This window comes from Pedococcus ginsenosidimutans (assembly GCF_039544395.1).
GTDB classification, from domain to species: domain Bacteria; phylum Actinomycetota; class Actinomycetes; order Actinomycetales; family Dermatophilaceae; genus Pedococcus; species Pedococcus ginsenosidimutans.
In genome coordinates, this window is record NZ_BAABLO010000001.1 from 534,242 (window position 1) to 553,745 (window position 19,504).

At 72.8% G+C, this 19,504-nt stretch carries 24 protein-coding genes and 1 tRNA gene; 11 read left to right on the forward strand and 14 right to left on the reverse strand.

Features of this window, described 5'->3' with window-relative positions; genetic code table 11:
* Positions 1-11: 11 nt before the first annotated feature.
* The 6 genes from flgK to ABEA42_RS02685 form a co-directional block, all read right to left on the reverse strand.
* Entirely contained in the window at positions 12-1,382 is a 1,371-nt protein-coding gene (flgK, locus tag ABEA42_RS02660; protein WP_345500977.1) for a flagellar hook-associated protein FlgK, read from the reverse strand.
* A complete protein-coding gene (locus ABEA42_RS02665; RefSeq protein WP_345500978.1) occupies positions 1,382-1,699 on the reverse strand; it encodes a hypothetical protein in 318 nt (105 codons plus the stop codon). Before ABEA42_RS02665 ends, flgK begins: the two co-directional genes overlap by 1 nt.
* Positions 1,696-2,079 (reverse strand): flagellar export chaperone FliS, encoded by a 384-nt coding sequence (gene fliS / locus ABEA42_RS02670; RefSeq protein ID WP_345500980.1) that lies wholly within the window; start codon positions 2,077-2,079, stop codon positions 1,696-1,698. The genes ABEA42_RS02665 and fliS overlap by 4 nt, the downstream gene beginning before the upstream one ends.
* An 11-nt stretch (positions 2,080-2,090) precedes the next feature.
* Complete coding sequence (fliD, locus tag ABEA42_RS02675; RefSeq protein WP_345500982.1) at positions 2,091-3,968, reverse strand: flagellar filament capping protein FliD; 1,878 nt, start codon at positions 3,966-3,968, stop codon at positions 2,091-2,093.
* Positions 3,969-4,047: 79 nt separating this feature from the next.
* Complete coding sequence (locus ABEA42_RS02680) at positions 4,048-4,875, reverse strand: flagellin N-terminal helical domain-containing protein (RefSeq protein WP_345500983.1); 828 nt, start codon at positions 4,873-4,875, stop codon at positions 4,048-4,050.
* Positions 4,876-5,022: 147 nt separating this feature from the next.
* Positions 5,023-5,913, reverse strand: a complete 891-nt coding sequence (locus ABEA42_RS02685) for a sigma-70 family RNA polymerase sigma factor (protein WP_425571973.1) — start codon at positions 5,911-5,913, stop codon at positions 5,023-5,025.
* 229 nt (positions 5,914-6,142) lie between these two features.
* Here ABEA42_RS02685 and flgN point away from each other — a divergent pair, with 229 nt between their 5' ends.
* Genes flgN through csrA form a run of 3 tightly spaced genes read left to right on the forward strand, consistent with a single transcriptional unit; the run spans position 6,143 to position 7,434 of the window.
* Entirely contained in the window at positions 6,143-6,658 is a 516-nt protein-coding gene (gene flgN, locus ABEA42_RS02690) for a flagellar export chaperone FlgN (RefSeq protein WP_345500985.1), read from the forward strand.
* 16 nt (positions 6,659-6,674) lie between these two features.
* Positions 6,675-7,085 carry a flagellar assembly protein FliW gene (fliW, locus tag ABEA42_RS02695; RefSeq protein ID WP_345500986.1) on the forward strand — a complete coding sequence of 137 codons (411 nt, stop codon included), beginning with the start codon at positions 6,675-6,677 and terminating at the stop codon, positions 7,083-7,085.
* Positions 7,086-7,140: 55 nt separating this feature from the next.
* Positions 7,141-7,434, forward strand: coding sequence for a carbon storage regulator CsrA (csrA, locus tag ABEA42_RS02700; protein ID WP_345500987.1), 294 nt, complete (start codon positions 7,141-7,143; stop codon positions 7,432-7,434).
* Between the two features lie 11 nt (positions 7,435-7,445).
* Here csrA and ABEA42_RS02705 read toward each other — a convergent pair whose 3' ends face one another.
* From ABEA42_RS02705 to ABEA42_RS02715, 3 genes are all read right to left on the reverse strand, one after another.
* Entirely contained in the window at positions 7,446-7,745 is a 300-nt protein-coding gene (locus ABEA42_RS02705; protein WP_345500988.1) for an SHOCT domain-containing protein, read from the reverse strand.
* Positions 7,746-7,885: 140 nt separating this feature from the next.
* On the reverse strand, positions 7,886-8,560 hold the full coding sequence (locus tag ABEA42_RS02710) for a response regulator transcription factor (RefSeq protein ID WP_345500989.1): 675 nt from the start codon (positions 8,558-8,560) through the stop codon (positions 7,886-7,888).
* On the reverse strand, positions 8,557-9,648 hold the full coding sequence (locus tag ABEA42_RS02715; protein ID WP_345500990.1) for a sensor histidine kinase: 1,092 nt from the start codon (positions 9,646-9,648) through the stop codon (positions 8,557-8,559). Before ABEA42_RS02715 ends, ABEA42_RS02710 begins: the two co-directional genes overlap by 4 nt.
* Positions 9,649-10,096: 448 nt before the next feature.
* On the opposite strand from ABEA42_RS02715, the gene ABEA42_RS02720 reads away from it, so the two are divergent.
* The 3 genes from ABEA42_RS02720 to ABEA42_RS02730 are packed head-to-tail and all read left to right on the forward strand — an operon-like array spanning position 10,097 to position 12,131.
* Positions 10,097-10,759 (forward strand): PAS and ANTAR domain-containing protein, encoded by a 663-nt coding sequence (locus ABEA42_RS02720; protein WP_345500992.1) that lies wholly within the window; start codon positions 10,097-10,099, stop codon positions 10,757-10,759.
* Positions 10,760-10,768: 9 nt separating this feature from the next.
* Entirely contained in the window at positions 10,769-11,632 is an 864-nt protein-coding gene (locus ABEA42_RS02725) for an SDR family oxidoreductase (RefSeq protein ID WP_345500994.1), read from the forward strand.
* A gap of 19 nt (positions 11,633-11,651) precedes the next feature.
* Entirely contained in the window at positions 11,652-12,131 is a 480-nt protein-coding gene (locus ABEA42_RS02730) for a hypothetical protein (RefSeq protein ID WP_345500996.1), read from the forward strand.
* Positions 12,132-12,233: 102 nt separating this feature from the next.
* On the opposite strand, the gene ABEA42_RS02735 is transcribed toward ABEA42_RS02730, so the two are convergent.
* From ABEA42_RS02735 to tadA, 4 genes are all read right to left on the reverse strand, one after another.
* Positions 12,234-12,323 (reverse strand) — tRNA-Ser (locus ABEA42_RS02735).
* A 77-nt stretch (positions 12,324-12,400) separates the two neighbouring features.
* On the reverse strand, positions 12,401-13,435 hold the full coding sequence (locus ABEA42_RS02740) for a metallophosphoesterase (protein WP_345500998.1): 1,035 nt from the start codon (positions 13,433-13,435) through the stop codon (positions 12,401-12,403).
* 151 nt (positions 13,436-13,586) lie between these two features.
* On the reverse strand, positions 13,587-14,255 hold the full coding sequence (locus ABEA42_RS02745) for a DedA family protein (protein ID WP_345501000.1): 669 nt from the start codon (positions 14,253-14,255) through the stop codon (positions 13,587-13,589).
* Positions 14,252-14,758 (reverse strand): tRNA adenosine(34) deaminase TadA, encoded by a 507-nt coding sequence (gene tadA / locus ABEA42_RS02750; protein ID WP_345501001.1) that lies wholly within the window; start codon positions 14,756-14,758, stop codon positions 14,252-14,254. Before tadA ends, ABEA42_RS02745 begins: the two co-directional genes overlap by 4 nt.
* Before the next feature lie 16 nt (positions 14,759-14,774).
* Between tadA and upp the strand changes: the two genes are divergently transcribed.
* The 4 genes from upp to ABEA42_RS02770 all read left to right on the forward strand — a co-directional run bounded on the left by upp (position 14,775) and on the right by ABEA42_RS02770 (position 18,096).
* On the forward strand, positions 14,775-15,413 hold the full coding sequence (upp, locus tag ABEA42_RS02755; protein ID WP_345501003.1) for a uracil phosphoribosyltransferase: 639 nt from the start codon (positions 14,775-14,777) through the stop codon (positions 15,411-15,413).
* Positions 15,414-15,534: 121 nt separating this feature from the next.
* A complete protein-coding gene (locus ABEA42_RS02760) occupies positions 15,535-15,702 on the forward strand; it encodes a hypothetical protein (protein WP_200949212.1) in 168 nt (55 codons plus the stop codon).
* Positions 15,703-15,708: 6 nt separating this feature from the next.
* On the forward strand, positions 15,709-16,470 hold the full coding sequence (locus tag ABEA42_RS02765) for a PH domain-containing protein (RefSeq protein WP_345501006.1): 762 nt from the start codon (positions 15,709-15,711) through the stop codon (positions 16,468-16,470).
* Positions 16,471-16,608: 138 nt separating this feature from the next.
* Positions 16,609-18,096 carry an amino acid permease gene (locus ABEA42_RS02770; protein ID WP_345501007.1) on the forward strand — a complete coding sequence of 496 codons (1,488 nt, stop codon included), beginning with the start codon at positions 16,609-16,611 and terminating at the stop codon, positions 18,094-18,096.
* A 63-nt stretch (positions 18,097-18,159) separates the two neighbouring features.
* Here ABEA42_RS02770 and ABEA42_RS02775 read toward each other — a convergent pair whose 3' ends face one another.
* Positions 18,160-18,540 carry a VOC family protein gene (locus ABEA42_RS02775; RefSeq protein WP_345501009.1) on the reverse strand — a complete coding sequence of 127 codons (381 nt, stop codon included), beginning with the start codon at positions 18,538-18,540 and terminating at the stop codon, positions 18,160-18,162.
* A gap of 52 nt (positions 18,541-18,592) precedes the next feature.
* On the opposite strand from ABEA42_RS02775, the gene ABEA42_RS02780 reads away from it, so the two are divergent.
* Positions 18,593-19,489: an AraC family transcriptional regulator gene (locus ABEA42_RS02780; RefSeq protein WP_345501011.1), complete on the forward strand. Its 897-nt coding sequence runs from the start codon at positions 18,593-18,595 to the stop codon at positions 19,487-19,489.
* Positions 19,490-19,504 lie beyond the last annotated feature (15 nt).

Genomic DNA, 19,504 nt, shown 5'->3' on the forward strand with positions numbered 1-19,504 from the left:
GGTCACGGCGCTCAGCGGGCCATGTTCATGAGGGAGTCCAGCGCGCTGTCGATGACGCTGACGAAGCGTGCCGCCGCCTCGTACGCGTGCTGGTAGGTCATCAGGTTGGTCATCTCCTCGTCGAGGCTGACGCTGGAGGCCCCGAGGCGCGCGGAGTCGACTTGCCGCATCATGACGTCCTGGACACCGGCCTGCCGGGTGGCGCCCTGCGACTGCACGCCGAGCTCGACGATGACCGCTCGGTACGTGGCGTCCGCCCCGGCCGGGTCGGTGAGGTGGCCGGCCATCGAGGTGGCGTTGTCGCCGTCGTAGGCCGGCGGTGGCGCGCTGGAGGCGGCCACGCCCTGCGGGTCGGTGAGGGTCACCGTCATCGTGGCGGCGGAGGTGCCCCCGAAGATCGCGGCTCCCGCGGCACCGGTCCGGTCGAAGCCGGCCGCCTGCTGGGCGTTGACCGCCCCGGCCAGCTTGCCGGCGACGGAGTCGAGCGAGGAGACGTACCCCGGGATCGTCGTGGTGAGCGCGGTGAGCATCCCCTGCGTGCTGCCGCCGCTCAGCGTGGCCGGCGTGCCGCTCGCGGCCCAGGTGACCGTGACCGGCCCGCTCCCGCCCGGGTACGACGTGGGGCCGCTGACCGCGAGGGCGCTCGCCCGGGAGCCGCTCACCAGCGGCGTGCCGCCCACGGTGACGGTCACGGTGCCGTCGGTGCCGAGGCGGCCGACGGCGCCGACGCTCTCACCGAGGCGGAGCACCAGGTCGTCGCGCTGGTCGGCCAGCTCGTTGCTGGGGGTGCCCGAGGCGTTGGCGGCGCGGATGGCGTCGTTGAGGCGCGCGATGTCCTCGGCGCTGCGGTTGACCGCGGAGACCGTCGCACTCAGCTGCTCACGGGTGTCGGCCCACTGCTGCGAGAGCTGCTGGCTGGTCCGGGCGAAGGAACCCGCCAGCGAGGTCGCGACCTCGAGCATCTGGTGCCGGGGAGCGGCGCCGGTCGGGTCGTTGGCGATGTCGTGCCAGGTGTTCCAGAACGACGCCATCTGCGCCTGGAGGCCGGTGCTGCCGGGCTCACCGAAGACGGCCTCCACCGAGCCGAGGGTCGCCTGTGCGGTGGCGGCCGAGGCCTGGGTCCCGCGGACCTGCTGGGCACGGGCCTCGAGGAACTCGTCGCGGATGCGGTCGGCCCCACGGACCAGGACGCCGTCGCCCATGCCGTTCGACCGGGAGAACAGCGCGGGCACCGCGGCCGAGCCCTGGGCCACCTGGTCCAGGCGCTGGCGGGAGTACCCGGCGGTGTTGACGTTGCTGATGTTCTGGCCGGAGAGCTCGAGCCCGCGCTGGGCGGCCTGGAGGGCACGGGCCCCGAGGCCCAGGCTGGCGAAGTTGGACATCAGGCCCTCGCGTCGAGGTAGGCGGGCGGACGGCTGCCGCGCTCCGGGCGCGCGGCCGGGCTGGGTACGGCGTCGAGCTCCTGCTGCGTGGAGTCCATGACCACGTGCACGCGCTCGACCAGGTCGGCGAGCCGCAGGTGCAGGCTCCGGGCCTCGTCGGCCAGGGCGGGCGGCAGGGGGCCGCGGACCACCGGCAGCTCCAGCGCCTCCACGTGGTCGAACCGCCCCTCGGCGAGCGCGCGGTCGTAGGCGTCGAGCCGGGCGTTGGTGTCGGCCACCGCGGTCACCCAGGTCAGGGCCCAGCTGGCCGCACTCATGCGGTGTCCGGCACGAGGGCCGCCTCCGAGAACGCCTCCCGCAACGGCTCGACGACCTCGATGCACTCGGCGATGAAGGCCGCGTCCTTGGTGACGTTGGCGCGCACGAGGCGGTCGCGCAGGAAGTCGTAGAGCGCGGCGAGGCCCTCGCCCTGCGGCCACACCTCGAGGTCGAGGGAGCCGCTCAGCTCGGCGACGATCTCCTGCGCGTGCAGCAGGGCGACGTGGGCCCCCTCGATGTCGGCCACGCCGACGGCTGCCGAGGCCGTGTGCAGGTCGGTGGCGAGGCGGTCGTACAGCATGACGACGAGGCGCGCGGGCGAGGCGGTGGACACGGCATCGGTGCGGTAGCGGCGGCGCAGCATGGCTGGGGTCGTCACGTCAGGGTCTCCTAGTTCTTGCCTGCGTTGGGGGTGGGCAGGGACGCCAGCTGTCCGGTGAGCCACTGGCTCTGGGCCCGGAGGCTGCCGAGCATGGTCTCCAGCGACGCGTACTGGCGCTGGAGCGTCTGCTGGCGCAGCGTCATCCGCACCTCGAAGTTCGCGAGCTGGTCGGTGTAGTCCTTGATCCGGTCCTGCTCGAGGTTGATGGCGCCGGTGACGTAGCCGTCACGCGGGTCCGAGGCGGCGGCGGCCGTGTCGGAGAGGCGCTGGGCGAGCCCGGTCATGGTGGCCTGCACCTTCGCCGGGTCCGCGGCGTACGCGGCGAGGAAGGCCTCGCGGTCGAAGGTGAGCTGGCCGGAGCGGTCCACCTGCACCCCGGCCGTCGACGGCAGGTCCGAGGACGAGCCGATGGCGTTGTCGGCGAGGCGCTGGGACAGGTCCCGGGCCATCGAGCTGCCGAGCAGCGGTCCCGCGGTCTTGGTGTCCGCGGCGTACGCCGACTTCGAGCTGATGTAGGACAACGTCGCGTTGGCGGCCTTGACCAGGGCGTCCATCTGGTCGGCGATGCCCGAGGCGTCCGAGGTGACGGTCACGGTCACGGGCGTGGTCGGGTCCGCCTTGGTGGCCGTGATCGCCACGCCGGTGAGCAGGCCGTTCACGGTGGCGGTCGGGGAGGTGACGTCGAAGGCACCCGGGCCGGTGCCGACCCGCAGGACGGTGTCGGTGCCGGACTGGAGACGGACCATGTCGCCGAGGCCGGACAACCCGCTGGGGAACGCATCGGGGGCGAGTGAGACGTCGGAGGCGGCACCGGTCGTCATCGAGGTCAGCTGCAGGCGGTACGCCGTCGCGGACACCTGGACCGCGGTGGCCCGGACCCCCGCACCGGCCCCGTTGATGGCGGACACCACCTGGTTGAGGGAGGAGCCCGGGGCGAGGTCGACGACGGTGGCGCTGGCGGCCCCTGCCCGCAGGCCCCCGGCGAGGGTGAACACGAGGCTGTCCCCGCCGGCGCCCGTCAGGGAGAGCTGGCTCCCCCGGGTCAGGCTGGCCACGGTGGTCGCGACGCCGTCCAGGCTCACGACGGCGTCGGTACCGCGCGCGGTCGTGGCGGTGTCGCCCAGGCCCAGCGCGGTGTTCGCGACGGTCAGCCGCAGGCTGGCGGCCGAGCCCTCGTGGGTGGTCGCGAGGCGCAGGGCGCCGTCGGCACCGATGGTGGCGTCGAGTGCGCCACCCGAGGCCCGGGAGACCTCCGCGGCGAGCTGGTCGCGCGTGTAGGTGCCCTGGGCGAGGGTGAAGGTGCTGGGGGTGCCGTCGAGGTCGACCGACAGGGCGCTGCTCGAGGCGTCGATGGTCACGGTGTCGGCGAGCGGCGACCCGCCCAGCTCCGCACCGGCGGACGACTGCGTCACGACGACCTGGTGGGCGCCCGAGGCGACGGTCGCACCCCGGGTGGCGGACGCCATACCGAGGGCGGGCAGGCCGCGGGTGAGCAGCAGCGGGCCGTCGGCGACCGCCGTGGTGAGGGAGCCGACCGAGCCCGAGGAGACCGCGGCACCCGCGGTGGCCACGCTCTTGACGACGAAGGTGGCGCTGCCGGGGACGGCGCTGGGGCCGGGCGCCGCGGTGACCGACGTGGGCAGCGTCGAGGCCGCCGTCGTCGAGGTCCAGGCCGACGTCCTGGTGATGGTGTCGGGGATGAACGCCTTGGCCGCGGTCTGGAGCGCGGCAAGGGTGCCGTTCAGGGCCTGGTAGACGCCGGCCAGGGTCTGGCTGTCGCTCTTGCCCTTGACGAGGTAGTTGCCGGAGGTGCGTTCGGCTGCCATGAGCGAGCTGACGATCTGGGTGGTGTTCAGACCGGAGACGAGTCCGTCGATCGAGGCCATCGCGCTGCCTCCTTCCTGTGCAGTGGTGCGGCGCGACCCGGGGCCGGTGTCGCCACCGGCCCCGGGTCAGGCCACGGACTCAGCCGAGCAGCTTGAGGACCGACTGCGGGGCGGAGTTGGCCTGGGCGAGCATCGAGACGCCGGCCTGCTGCAGGATCTGCGACCGGGTGAAGGACGTCATCTCCTTGGCCATGTCGGTGTCACGGATCCGGGACTCGGCAGCAGCCGAGTTCTCGGAGGCGACGCTCAGGCTGTTGATGGTGTGCTGCAGGCGGTTCTGCACGGCACCGAGGTCGGCACGGTCACCCGAGATGGTCTTGATCGCGGCGTCGATCGCGGTCAGCGCCGTGGCGGCACCCGCGGACGTCGAGACGTCGAGCGTCTTGGTGCCGAGGGTCGTGGTGTCCGCCTTGGCGAACGCCACGGTCACGGTCTGGCCGTTGTTGGCGCCGATCTGGAAGGTGAACGACCCTGCGGTGCCACCGGTCCCGTCCAGCAGGTTCTGGCCGTTGAACTGCGTGGTGGTCGAGATGCGGTCGAGCTCGTCGTTGAGAGCCGTGACCTCCTTCTGGATGGCCGCGCGGTCGTCCGACGTGTTGGTGTCGTTGGCCGACTGGACCGAGAGCTGACGCATGCGCTGGAGGATCGAGTGCGTCTCGTTGAGCGCGCCCTCAGCGGTCTGCACGAGGCTGATCGCGTCCTGCGCGTTCGAGGTGGCCTGGTTGAGGCCGTTGGTCTGGGCGCGCAGCTTCTCGCTGATCGCCAGGCCGGCTGCGTCGTCGGCGGCCCGGTTGATCCGGAGGCCGGAGGACAGGCGCTCGAGGCTGGTGGCCATCGAACCCTGCGTCGAGCTGAGGTTGCGGTAGGCGTTCATCGCCGCGACGTTGGTGTTGATCTGCAGACCCATGACGGTCCCTTTCCTTGGGGGTGGTCTAGGACCGCCGTCCGTGGCGATCCGTGTCGCTCCCTCGCGGGGCGACATGTGCCCTATCGGGCGTCGCGCGGGCGACCTGAGGAGTTTCCCGGGGAAAAGTTCAGGACCGCCCGCGCGGGCTCACTGGCCGGCTGCGTGCCGCGCCGGGCGGGGGCCGGCAGGCTCCTGGCACGGGCCCGCGCCCAGCGACTGGCGCTGGCGGTGGCTGGCCCGACCCGCGATCTCGGCGTAGTACGCCGCCCGGCGGCGGGCGACGACGCCCTCCGGCACGGGGGCGAGCAGCTCGGGGTCGAGGTTGGCGTTGAGCCCGTCACGGAGCATCTTCAGGGCCTCGGTGCGGATCTGGGAGATGCGCGACTCGGTCACGCCGAGGTCGTCGGCGACCTCCTTGAGCGGGCGGTCCTCGAAGAAGGTGGCGCGGATGACCGTGCGCAGCCGGTCCGGCAGGGCGGCCACGGCGGCCGCGAGGTAGGCCTCGCGCTCGCGCTGCACCACGAGGGACTCCGGCGTCTCCGTGGTCCGCGGCAGCATCGCGTCGGCGACGCCGCCCTCCACGATGGCGTCGAGCCGCAGCACCACGGACTGGTGCAGGTCGCGCTCGGTCTGGCGGACCTCCTCGACGTCGACGCCGAGGGCCTCGGCCAGCTCGTGGTCGTGGGGCTCGCGCCGCAGCTGGACGGCCAGCGCCTCACGGGCGGCCTCCCGCTCACGGCCCCGGACCCGCAGCGAGCGCGTCGCCCAGTCCAGGGAGCGCAGCTCGTCCAGCAGCGCCCCGCGGATGCGACGGGCGGCGTACCGGGGGAAGGGAACCCCGCGGTCGGGGTCGAAGGACTGGGCCGCTGCGGCGAGGGCGCCGAGGCCGGCCGAGGTCAGGTCGTCGAGCCCGACGTGGCTCGGCAGGCGTGTGCTCAGTGAACGCACCTCGTAGTGAACGACCGCCATGTTCTCTCGACACAGCCTGTCGGTGTCATAGCGCGCTGAACCACGTTCACGGCAACCTGTCGTAGTCACAGGCAAAAGGGTGATGGAGCGTGAAAGCGCTACCGACCAAGCAGGGGCATCCGCCACCGTTCGACGACCCAACATCACCTGAAAGGATGATTTAAAGGTAATGAACTGGTAAGTAGACGGGGTTGGGTTGGCCGGGGCCGGCCGGCCGACCTGACGAAAACTAGGGCAAGCACAGGTCAGATCCCGGGAATTGCCTCAGGTGTCGCACCGGCGTGCCGATGGGCAGGGCGTGATCGCCCTCGACCCCGCGCTGGCCCCCGCCGCCTGCGCCCAGCTCTCCGACGCCCTCTGGCGCGTCCGCGACGTGCTGGAGCTCCTCGCGTACCGCGTCGAGGTCCAGCGGGCACTGGTCGAGACCGGCCGGGCCTCCTGGGTCGCCCGCGCCACCCGCGAGATCGACGACCTCCTGGAGCAGGTGCGCACCGCCGAGCTGCTCCGGGCGGTCGACACCGAGCCGGCCGCCCGTGCACTGGGCCTTCCCTCGGACGCCTCCCTCGGCGAGATCGTCTCCGCGGCTCCCGAGCCCTGGGACCACCTGCTCACCGAGCACCGCATCGCGCTGCTCGAGGCGACCCGCGACCTCACCGAGTCGGCCGCGGCCAACCGCGAGCTGCTGTCGGCCGGCGCCCGCGCCGTCGAGGACGTCCTCGCGCAGTTCACCGGGCCGCGCACGGCCACGACGTACAGCGCCACCGGGACCACCGAGCCCGACCCCACCCGCCGCCTCTTCGACCAGAGCTCGTGAGGGCATGATGACGACGATGACCACCGAACCCGCCCCCACCTCCCTGGCCACGATCCACGTGCCGGAGGGCCTGGTCGGCTTCCCCGAGACCTCCACCTACCGCCTCGACGGCGGTGGGGGCGGGATCTTCGAGCTCGCCCCCGTCGGCGCAGCCGGGCCCACCTTCGTCGCCGCGGCAGCGGGCGTGTTCTTCCCCGACTACCGCCCGGTCCTCGACGACGCCACGGCCGCACGGCTGGGCCTGCACGATGCGCATGACGCCCTGGTGCTGGTCATCGTTACTGTGGGGCCTGACATCAGTGCGGCGTACGGCAACCTGTTCGCACCGGTCGTGGTCAACACCCGCACCGGCGCAGCCGAGCAGGTCGTCCTCAGCGGGCAGGACCTCCCGCTGCGGGCGCCGCTCCTGCCTTCCGCCCCGCGCTGAGTCACCGCATTCAGCAGTCGACCATGGCCTGAGGGGCCAGGGAAGGAGCCGGGACGTGCTCGTGCTCAGCCGCCGTCCCCAGGAGAGCTTCCGCATCGGTCACGACGTGGTCATCACGGTGCTGGAGGTCAGCGGTGACAAGGTCCGCATCGGGATCGACGCGCCGGCCCACGTGCAGGTGCACCGGCAGGAGGTCTACCTCGAGGTCCAGCGCGCCAACGAGGAGGCCGCCTCAGCGTCGCCCACCGCGGCGGCCGACCTGGCCAAGGCCATCCGTGGCGACGCGGGTGACCAGGGCGACAGGGGCGACCAGGGCCCGGCCGACGGGACGGACCTCCCGGCCACCTGAGCCAGGCGGGGTCATGGCGTCCCGAGGCGCCTGAGGGTGCCGAGGCGCCGCTCGTACTCCTGCTCGTCGATCTCGCCCGCCGCGTAGCGCTCGGCCAGCCGCGCCTCGCCGGCCCGCTGTCCCGACCAGGCCTGCATCCGGCCGAACCGCCGCCGCCCGAGGAACCCGAAGGTCGCGAAGAGCGCGACGACGAACAGCAGCCACAGGAACGGGAAGACCGGCCACCACGGGCCCGGCCCGTTCCAGTGCCCGTCCAGGGTGCCGTGCCACGGTGCGGCCTGGGCGCTGGTCGCCAGGGTGAGGGTGTTCATGGGGTGCTCCTCGGGTCGGGGTCTGCTGACCACTCGATGCTGCGTCGCCCCGACACCGCGGCGCGTCCCCTCACGGGCGACACCCGCCGTGCGCCCCACGGGGTATGCCGCCGCGGCGCGGGGTGTGCGCCCCGGCAGGGTCAGCCCGGGGACCAGCCCGGTCGGACGAGCCCGCTCTCGTAGGCGAGGACCACGAGCTGCGCCCGGTCGCGCACCTGGAGCTTGACCATGGCCCGGCTCACGTGGGTCTTGGCCGTCGCCGGGCTGAGCACCAGGCGCCCCGCGATCTCGTCGTTGCTGAGCCCCTCGCCGACCAGGGCGACCACCTCGCGCTCACGCTCGGTCAGCACCCCGAGCCGGCCTGCTGCCGTGGCGTGGGTGGCGCGGCTGCGTGTGGCGAACTCGCCGATGAGCCGGCGGGTGACCCGCGGGCTGAGGAGGGCGTCACCGGCTGCGACGGCCCTCACGCCGCGCAGCAGCTCCGCTGGCTCGGTGTCCTTGACCAGGAAGCCGCTCGCCCCGATCCGGATCGCGTCGAAGACGTACTCGTCGAGGTCGAACGTCGTCAGGATGACCACTCTGGTGGCGGCGAGGGCCGGGTCGTCCACGATCTCCCGGGTCGCCTCCAGGCCGTCGCCACCGGGCATGCGGATGTCCATGAGCACCACGTCGGGAGCGGTGGCGCGCACGACGCGGACGGCCTCCGGCCCGCTGGCGGCCTCCCCCACGACCTCGAGGTCGTCCTCGGCGTCGAGGAGGGCACGGATACCGGCGCGCAGCAGCGCCTGGTCGTCGGCGAGCACCACCCTGGTCACTGCCCGTCCCCCGTCGGGAGGGTGAGCTCGACCCTGAGCCCACCGATCGGGGAGGGCCCCACGACCAGGGTCCCGCCGAGGGCGGCCGCGCGTTCGTGCATCCCGCGCAGCCCGTTGCCCTGCTCCAGCTGCGCGTCCCCCACGGCAGCCCGGCCGTCGTCGTCCACGCGCACCGTCAGCAGCCCCGCGCCGTACCCGAGCGCCACCACCGCCCGCCGCGCCTGCGCGTGCCGCACGACGTTGGTGATCGCCTCCTGGACGACGCGACAGGCGGCGAGCTCCACGGCGGCGGGCAACGAACGAACCTGTCCTTCAACGGTTTTCTTCACCTCGAGACCGGCATGGGCGCTCCGCTCGACGATGTCGTCGACCGTGGCCAGCGTGGGTGCAGGCGCACGAGGCGCCCTCGTCCGGTCGTCACGGAGCACGTCGATGAGCGACCGCAGCTCGCCCAGGGCCTCGCTGCTCGCGTCCTTGATCGCCCGCAGCGCCGGCTCGACGTTCTCCGGCCGACGCTCGGCGAGGTGCAGCGCGACACCGGCCTGCACGTTGATGAGCGAGAGGTGGTGGGCCACGACGTCGTGCAGCTCCCGAGCGATCTGCAGCCGCTCCTCGCCGGCCTGTCGCCGGCGCCGCTCCTGCGCCGCCTGGCGGAAGGAGGCGGCCCGCTCGGCCCGGACGCGGACGACCTCCGCCACGGAGAGGACGACCACCGCCCAGCCGGACACCACCAGCTCCGGCGCCCACCACGCGCCGTCGGCCCCGGACCGGACGTGGGTGATGGCGTCGGCGGCGAGGAGGGCGCCTGCCGCGACCCACGCCGTGAGCCGGTGGCCGCGCAGCACCGTCGCCACGAGCACCACGGCAACGCTCGCGAACACCGGGCCGTAGGGGTAGCCCAGGGCAAGGTAGGCGGCGGCCGCGGCGACGACGACCGCGCACACGACCCGGGGCGCCCGCCGGTGGGCCCACAGGACCGCCGGGCCGAGCACGAGCAGCACCAGCGCCAACCAGTCGAGGGGGCGCCGGGACGTTTGGCCGTGGGCTGCCCCGGCTGTCCCGGCGACCTGGAGGAGGGAGAGCAGCACGGGCCCGACGGCGCGCAGGACCCACGGCGGGCCTGCCTGTCCGCCACCCCGCCACGGCGGGCCCGGCCATGACGGTCCCGACGGCCCCGACCACGAGCGACCCGACCACGGCCGACCCGGCCCCGACGGTCCCGACGGTCCCGACGGTCCCGACGAGGACGAACCCTGCGCGGACGGCCCGCCCCGTGACGGCTCGGTGGCGGTGGCCGGTGACCGGCCACCGGCCGGCTCCGGGCGACCGTCCATGCCACCAGCGTAGGAGCGCCTGTCCTCGGTGGCGTCCGCCTGCGGTGGCAGGACGACATACCGCTGGGGGAGCAGGCGTGCCGGGTGCCCCAGCCGTGAGTTGAGCGCACCTCCCGGCCCGACATATGCTCACCGGCGGTCAAACAGCGGCCAGGTCAGGTGAACCCGCCGCGCTCGCGCGGCCAGGTGAGATCGAGGTCTGATGCCACTGCACGCCGCTGCGCCCGAGCCCGGGGCGGCCCACTTCCAGTACGACGTCGTCGCCGACCGGTGGACGTGGTCGCCCGAGCTGCGGGTCCTGCACGGGCTGCCGGCGGACGGCGACCCGAGCACCGGTCTCCTGCTCGACCACGTCGTCACCGAGGAGCGGGACGTCGTCCGGTCGCGCCTGCAGCGGGCCCTGTCAGCGCCCGGCGCCTTCTCGTGGACCTACCGGCTGGCCGCGTCGGCGGGGTCCGTGCGGAACGTCGTCGTCGTGGGGAGGAGCGAGCTGGACGGTGGCCGCGTGGTGCGGCTGCAGGGCTTCGTCGTCGACATCACCGAGGCCGTGCGGGAGCGCACGGACGCGGCGGTGGCTGCCGCCGCGGAGCACCGCGCCACCATCGAGCAGGCCAAGGGCGCCCTGATGCTCGGTTTCGGGGTGGAGGAGGACGTCGCCTTCGAGCTGTTGCGCTCACACTCCAACCAGCACAACGTCAAGCTCTCGACCGTGGCCTACCGGGTCGTCTCGGGCCTCACCGAGCGGGGCGCCCCGAGCGAGGACCCCGTCCGCAGCCTCCTCGACACGCTGCTGTCCGCCGACGCGGCGACCGCGCCCCGGCCCAGCGACGGCGCGGAGGGGTTCGAGGACGCGCCTGCCGGGTAGGGGTCCGGCATGAGCACTCGTCCCGACCTGTCCAGCATCCCCGCCCAGTCCCAGGACTGGCCCGGCTCGGTGAGCCGGCTCGACCCGCCGGCCGACCACGGCGAAGAGAGCTACGTCGGGCACGGCCGGCTCGCGGGGCGCCGCGCGCTCGTGACCGGCGGCGACTCGGGTATCGGGCGGGCGGTCGCGATCGCCTTCGCCAAGGAGGGTGCCGACGTCGCCATCGCCCACCTCCCCGAGGAGCAGGCCGACGCCGACGACACGCTGCGCCACGTCGAGGCGGCCGGTCGCCGGGGGTTCTCCCTCCCCACGGACCTGCGGACGCAGGAGGCCAACGCCGACCTCGGCAGGAAGGCGACCGAGGCCCTCGGTGGGCTGGACCTGCTCGTCTGCAACGCGGCGTACCAGATGACCCACGACAGCCTCGAGGAGTTCCCGCCCGAGCAGGTCGCCCGTACCTTCGAGACCAACGTCTTCTCGCCGTTCTGGCTCAGCCACGCCCTCGCGGGGGAGCTCGAGGGTGGCGGCAGCATCGTCATGACGACGTCGGTGCAGGCGTACGCGCCGAGCGAGCACCTCCTCGACTACGCCTCGACGAAGGCTGCGCTGACCAACATGGTCGTCAACCTCGCGCAGGAGCTCGGACCCCGAGGCATCCGCGTCAACGCCGTCGCCCCCGGCCCCATCTGGACCCCGCTCATCCCCGCCACGATGGCCCCCGACAAGGTCGAGGGCTTCGGGTCCGACACCCCGCTCGGCCGGGCCGGGCACCCCGTCGAGGTCGCCAGCGCCTACGTCTTCCTCGCCTCCGACGAGGCGAGCTATGTTTCGGGGACGGTGCTCGGGGTGACCGGCGGCAAGCCGGTCTTCTGACGCCACGGGGGGAGGCACGGTGCGGCGAACAGTGTGGGTCGTCCTGGTGGTGCTGCTCGTCGCGTGGCCACTCACCTACCGCTACACCTCCGTCGGGCTCGACCTGGAGTCGTCGCGGGGACAGTCCGTCGACCAGACGTTCTACCGGGTCCGCTGGCCGGGCAACGGGTCGGTGCTCGTCGGGCGCATCGACGAGCACCGCGACGCCTCGAGCGGGCGGGTGCAGCAGCTCGACCTCGGCGCCGACGTCCTCAAGAAGGCCCGCCCGATCGAGACGCACTCCACCTGGAACCGCTTGGGTTTCTGGTGGATCCACGCCGACGTCGCGGGCGGCGACCCACCGACCGACGCGGCACCGCACGCCGACCGGGTGTGGTTCGTCGGGGTGCCGCACTGGCTGCTGGTGCTCCTGGCCGCCGCCGCGGCGGTACGCAGCCTCGTCCGCGGCCGTGGCCGGGTACGTGACGCCGGGGTGGTGGCAGATCGTCCCGGTGACTGAGGACGACCGCCGTTTGCCACCAGCTCGGTGACCGGTGACGGCTCCTCTGTCGCCACCCACCGACAGGAGAACCCCCGGTCGCGTGCTCCCGGGGGTTCCTGTTGGCGGTGGCGGTGGGATTTGAACCCACGGTGGGCGTTAACCCACACACGCTTTCGAGGCGTGCTCCTTAGGCCGCTCGGACACGCCACCGCGGAGCAGGTTACTAGAGCGGTCGACCACCGAGAAATCGGCCCCGACGGGTGGTGGCGGACGCGTCGGCCGGCGGGTCAACCGGCGTAGGGCACGCCCTCCCAGCTCAGCGTGGTCGCCGCACCGGGACGGTTCACCGTGACCTTGAGCCAGTCCTTGTTGTCCGAGCCGTCTACGGTGATGCGCTCCAGCCCGGCCGCCGGCTGCGTGACGCCGTACCGCTGCAGCCACACCGACCCCGGTGCGAGGGGGCGGTCGGAGTTGTAGATGTGCGAGTCGCCGTTGACGAGGTAGACGTCGCCGTCGAAGCGGTTGGCCTCCTCCGCGAGCGCCTGCACCAGCGGCCGGAAGGCGGAGATGTCGGCCTCGGTCGGCGTGTACGTGGGGTCGAACATGTCGGCCTGCTGCAGCACCACGACGGCACGGTCGTGCCGCTGGGTCGCCCCGGCGAACGTCTGGCGCAGCGAGGCGATCGAGGCGGCCATGCGGTCACGCTCCTCGGCCACCTGCTCCGGGGTCGCTGCCGTCTGGCCGATCCCGGTCCACGGCTGAAGGTCGTTGTTGCTGCCCACGACGTGCAGGGTGGCGAACGAGACCCCGTCGCGGCGCAGCGCGACGTTCTCCGGGTATGCCGCGTCCGGCACCGAGACGCGCGCCGGGGCTCCCAGCGTGGTCCCGGGCCGGTCGAAGAACACCGACCGATCGAGGGCGAGGCGCTCGAGGGGGTGGTAGGCACCGTTGTTGGCGCGGTGGCAGTCGGTCCACTCGTTGTCGCCCGGGGTGTAGACGAGGGGGTCGGCGAAGCGGTCGAACTGCGTGCGGATCATCCGGTAATAGGCGTCGTCGCACCGCGTCGACCCGTTCTTGATGTCGCCGACGTGGAACACGAGCCCGACCTCGGGGTCGGCGTTGATCTGGTCGACCCAGGAGGGGAACTTCGCGACCTGGTCCGCGCCGTACGGCACGTCGCCGATGACGGCGAAGGTCTCGTGGCCGGGCTTGGCCTGGCCCGGCGCGTCCTGGGCGAGGGCCGGCGAGGCGGCGCAGAGCGCAGCCGCGAGCAGGGTCAGGGCGGCGACCCCGACGAGGGGACGGCGTGGGGCGAGGGGCATGGACGGGCTCCTGTCAGAGGGGGGACAGGAGAGTTCTTGCCGAACCGGGTGAACACCGGGCCCCCACGCAGGTGGCCGTCGCGTGAACGATCGCTCGACCTGCAGGGCCGGCAGACCCGGACGGGCGACCCGCGCCGGGTCGCCGCGCAGGTCAGACGGCCTCCGACTGTCCCTCCGGCCGCCCTTCCGACTGTCCTTCAGAGCGCCCCTCCGCACGGTGTCGGCGGACGGCCCACACGACGACCGCGACGAGCACGATGACCCCCACGACGATGGCCGCGCCGCGACCCAGCCACTTCTCGACCCGGTGGTAGGACTCCCCCGCAAGGTAGCCGGCGGTGACGGCCGCGCCTCCCCAGGCGATGCCGCCGAGGGCGTTCCACGGCAGGAACACGCGGTAGCGCATGCCGCTCAGCCCGGCGAGCGCCGGCATGACGGCGCGGAAGAAGGCCGTCCACCGACCGAGGAAGACGGCCGAGCCGCCGCGGCGGCGCAGGAACTCCTGGGCCGACTCCAGGCGCTTGCGACGGCGGTCGAAGATCTTGTGCGCCATCACGCGCGGGCCGAACAGCCGGCCGATCTCGTAGCCCACGGAGTCGCCGATGACCGCGGACAGGATCACCACGACGAGCACCCAGCTGAGCGACGTGTGCCCCAGGCTGGCGGTGACGCCGCCGATGACGGCCAGCGTCTCCCCCGGCAGGACGAAGCCCACGAACAGCGCGTCCTCGGCGAACACGACCAGGGCGACGATGAGGTAGACCAGCCACGCCGGCGCGCCCAGCACCGTGTTGACCAGGTTGTTCACCAACCCGCTCATGAAGCTGCTCCCTGCTCTTGTCGGCCCCTGCGTTCCCCGAAGAATGCCAGCAGAGCCTGAGAGCACTCTGACTCGCGCACCCCCGAGACCACCTCGATGCGGTGCGTGGCCCGGCGGTCACGCACGATGTCCCAGACCGACCCGGTGGCGCCCAGCTTGGGGTCCCAGGCGCCCAGCACGAGCGTGGCGACCCGGGCCAGCATGAGCGCGCCGGCGCACATGGGGCACGGTTCGAGGGTCACCACCAGCGTGCAGCCCTCCAGGCGCCACGACCCGGTACGCCGCGCGGCCTCGCGCAGCGCGACGACCTCGGCGTGCGCGGTGGGGTCACCCTCGACCTCCCGCAGGTTGCGTCCCTCACCGATGACCACGCCTTCGGCATCGACCACCACGGCACCCACCGGCACGTCGCCCTCGCGCCCCGCGCGGTCGGCGAGCTCGAGCGCCCTCCCCATCCAGGCGGAGTACCGCTCGTCGACGGATGGGCCGTGGGCTGGGGTCACACGCTAAGTTTCGCCTATGCGCGTCCATGTTGCCGACCACCCGCTCATCGCCCACAAGCTGACCTACCTGCGGGACAAGCGGACCGACAGCCCCACCTTCCGGCGACTGGCCGAGGAGCTGGTGACGCTGCTCGCCTACGAGGCGACCCGCGACGTGCGTACCGAGCCGATCGACATCGAGACGCCGGTGGCCCCCACGACCGGGGTCAAGCTCTCCACGCCCAAGCCCCTGGTCGTGCCGATCCTGCGGGCCGGCCTCGGGATGCTCGAGGGCATGGTGCGCCTGCTGCCCAGCGCCGAGGTCGGGTTCCTCGGGATGCAGCGCAACGAGGAGACGCTCGAGGCGATCACCTACGCCAACCGCCTGCCCGACGACCTGGCCGGGCGCCAGTGCTACGTCGTCGACCCGATGCTCGCGACCGGCGGCACGCTGGCGATGACCATCCGCTACCTCGCCGACCGCGGCGCCGACGACATCACCGCCGTGACGCTGCTGGCCACCCCGGAGGGCATCGCCCACCTCGAGACCGAGCTGGCCGACCTCGACATCCCGATCCAGATCGTGACCGGCGCCATGGACGAGCGGCTCAACGAGAAGGGCTACATCGTGCCCGGCCTCGGCGACGCCGGTGACCGCCTCTACGGCGTGGTCTGACCCGCCCGGCGCGGCGCGCCTGTCCCGACGACCGCGCCGCATCCGCCACGATGGAGGCTGAGGTGTGCCCGTACGGCGTGCCCGCACACGCACAGCAGGCCACCAGACCAAGGAGACGACGATGAACCGCGTGAAGAAGATCCTGCTCTGGCTCCTCGTCGCATTTGCCGCCTACGCGATCTTCACCTCGCCCGACCAGGCCGCCCAGATCGTCAAGACCTCGGGCTCGATCCTCGCCGACGGCGTGCGCAACATCGGCAGCTTCTTCGACGCCCTGCTCGGCCGGTAGGCCGCGATGGGCCCGGGCGAGCGGCGCCACGCCGAGCTCGACCGCTACCTGCTCGACGGCGAACGGCTGGTCACCGCCGTCCACCAGCACTGGGGCAAGGTGGCCGAGCCCGTGGCGACCGCCGTGGCCGGGCTGGTCCTCGCACTCTGGGTCGACGGCACGGTCCCCCGGTCGCTGTCCCTTCTGGGCACGGTCGTCTGGTGGCTGTGGTTCGCCCTGGCGCTGCGGGCGCTGTTCCTCGTGGCGGAGTGGCGCCACGACTGGTTCGTGGCCACCGACAAGCGCCTGCTGCTGTTCTACGGCTTCATCACCCGCAAGGTGTCGATGATGCCACTGACCAAGGTCACCGACATGTCCTACGAGCGCTCGGTGCCCGGCCGCCTGCTCGGCTACGGCCGCTTCGTCATGGAGTCGGCGGGCCAGGACCAGGCGCTGCGCGAGGTCAACTGGGTGCCCGACCCGGACCACCACTACCGCGCCATCTGCGCCGAGATCTTCGGGGTTGCCCACCACGACGAGGACGCCGTCGACCGGGCGTGGGACCACCTCGCCGCCCCGGCGGCCGCCCTCCCCGAGCCGTACGCCGGCTGGGACGAGCCGCACCACGAGCAGCCCCGGCGAGGCTCGCTCTACCGCAGCCCGGACCTGCGGGCCCGCGACCGCAGCGCCGACACCGGCCCCATCCCGGTCTACCCGCCCCGCGACCGGCCGCACCACCGCCCCCACCACGACGGGCGGGACGACCAGCCCGACCCCCACGACGACTGACCCCCGCGCCCGCGTCGCTCCTCCCCGGCCGGTCTCCCCTGCCGCTCGAGCGGCAGCCACGCCCGGGCACCGCTACCGTGGTCTGTCGTCCGGGCCGCCCCAGGCGGCCGCGAAGTGCCGGCCGGAAGGGCGCCCAGCATGTCCGTGATGAGGACCAAGTCGATCGAGCAGTCGATCAAGGAGACCGACGACCCGGAGTTCCAGCTCAAGAAGAAGCTGACCGCCCTCGACCTCACGGTCTTCGGCATCGGCGTCATCATCGGCGCCGGCATCTTCACTCTGACCGGCCGGGCCGCGGCCAACTACGCGGGCCCGTCGATCGCGCTGTCGTTCGTGCTCGCAGCGGTCTGCTGCGCGCTCGCGGCCCTCTGCTACGCGGAGTTCGCCTCGACCGTGCCGGTCTCGGGGTCCGCCTACACGTTCTCCTACGCCTCGCTCGGTGAGCTGGTGGCGTGGATCATCGGCTGGGACCTCCTCCTCGAGCTGATGCTCGGCGCGAGCGTCGTGGCCCAGGGCTGGTCGCAGTACGCGACCCTGTTCCTGGAGAAGATCGGCTTCACGGTCCCCGCCTCCGTGGCGCCGGGGTCGCACTTCGACCTCCCGGCGTTCGTGCTCATCGCCGCGCTGACGGCCCTCATCGCCATCGGCATCAAGGAGTCCCTGCGGGTCAACCTCGTGCTGGTCGGCGTCAAGCTCTTCATCGTCCTGTTCGTCATCGTGGCCGGCCTGTCGTACATCAAGACGTCCAACTACTCGCCCTTCATCCCGCCCGCCACGGCCGGCAAGGCCAGCGAGGGCCTGGCCGCCCCGCTGATCCAGGTGCTGTTCGGGCTCACGCCCACGACGTACGGCGTCCTCGGCATCGTCTCGGGCGCCTCGATCGTCTTCTTCGCCTACATCGGGTTCGACGTCGTGGCCACCACGGCCGAGGAGGCCAAGAACCCCCAGCGCGACCTGCCCATCGGCATCATCGCCTCGCTCGTGATCTGCACGATCCTCTACGTCGCCACCACGCTCGTCATCACGGGAATGGTCAAGTACGACAAGATCGACCCCAAGGCGGCGCTGGCCAGCGCGTTCGAGTCGGTCGGGAAGCCGGGCTTCGCCACCCTCATCGCGGCCGGAGCCGTCGCGGGCCTGATGACCGTGGTGATGACCCTGATCATCGGCGCCACGCGCGTCACGTTCGCCATGTCGCGCGACCGCCTCCTGCCCCCGGCCCTGGGCCGCACCAACCCCAAGACGGGCACCCCGGTGCGCCTGACCCTCATCATCGGCACGGTCGTGGCCCTCGTCGCCAGCCTCACGCCGATCGGCAAGCTGGAGGAGATGGTCAACATCGGCACGCTGTCGGCGTTCGCGCTGGTGTCGCTGGCGGTCCCGGTGCTGCGCCGCAACCGCCCGGACCTCAAGCGCGCGTTCACCGTGCCGTTCTCGCCCGTGCTCCCGATCGTCGCCGCGCTGATCAGCGTCTACCTCATGGTCAACCTCTCGGTCGAGACGTGGCTGCGGTTCCTCATCTGGATGGTCATCGGCTTCCTGCTCTACTTCACCTACGGCATCCGCAACAGCCGCCTGGCCACCCGGGGCAGCCAGGTGCCGGCGGAGGAGTCGAGCCGCACCTGAGGGCGTACCGACCCGGCGAGGGGTGTGCTGCGTGGACACCACGCGGCACACCCCTCGTGCGTGTCAGCCCCAGTTCGCGGCCTTCGTGAGGCAGAACGGGTGGCCGGCCGGGTCGAGCAGGACGACCCAGTCGGTCGAGGGCTGGTCCGCGGGCCTGGTGGCCCCGAGGCCGGTGAGTGCGGCCTCGGCGGCGGCGAGGTCCTCCACGGCCAGGTCGAAGTGGAACTGCTTGGTGCCGTGGGGGTTCGGCCACTCCGGCGCCGTCCAGTCCTCGACCCGGCCGAAGCCGATGCGCTGCTCGCCGAGGGTGACCATGGCGTACTCGTCCTGGGCGTGCGCGACCTCCCCACCGAGCGCCGCGGCCCAGAACCTCGCCTCCGCGGATGGGTCGGCGCAGTCGATCGTGGTCATCGCCAGGGTGGCAGGGGCGGTGCTCGCGGGCATGGGTCCTCCTCGGACGGTCGTGGGATGGCTGCACCCTTCCTAGACTCGGGGGGTGCCGACTAGGGCAAACACGACGACCCGCCCCTCCAGCCCTTCCCTGCCCCGCGAGCCCGTGCCCGCCGTACCCGTGTCCAAGGGCGTGCTGCGCCCGGAGGAGCTCGCGCGGCACGTGGCGTTCGACGAGTGCGCGCCCACCCCCGCCGTCGCCCGGTGGGTGGAGCGGATCTGGTCGGTGGCCTGGGACCTGCCCCCGGGCCTGGAGCACGTGAGCTCGGTGGTCCCGCACCCGAGCATCAACCTGACGGTCGAGCGGGGTGCGGGTCGCCGTGAGGGGGCCACGGTGCCCGGGGTGTGGGTGACCGGCGTCGTGACGAGGCGGTTCGACGTCTCCTGCCACAGGGACGGCGGGGCGATCGGCGTGAAGTTCCACCCGGGGGGCTTCGCGGCCCTCACCGGGCACGCCGCGGCCGACCTGACCGACCGGGTCCTCGCCGCGACCGACCTCCTGCCCGGGGCGGCCGACCTCGCAGGACTCTCCGGCAGCGCACGTGAAGCGGCCCCCGTGCTCTGCGCCTACGTCGGGTCGTTCGCCGCGCGGCACCCCGCCGGACCCGCGACGGACCACGCCTACGACGCCGTCACGGCCATCGTGCGTGACCTGTCCGACCCGTCGCTGACCCGGGTGGACGACCTCGCCGAGCGCGCTGGGCTCTCGGTGCGCGGCCTGCAACGGCTCCTGCGCCGCTACGTCGGCGTGGGCCCGAAGTGGCTACTTGTCCGCCGACGACTCCACGACGCGGTGGCGGAGCTGGACGCGGGGTACGACGGCTCGCTGGCCGACCTCGCCGCCGAGCTCGGGTGGTACGACCAGAACCAGTTCACCCGCGACTTCACCGCCCTCGTCGGCACCCCTCCGGGCGCCTACCGGGACCGGCCGCGCCCGTCCTGACCGCAGCCGTCCCGA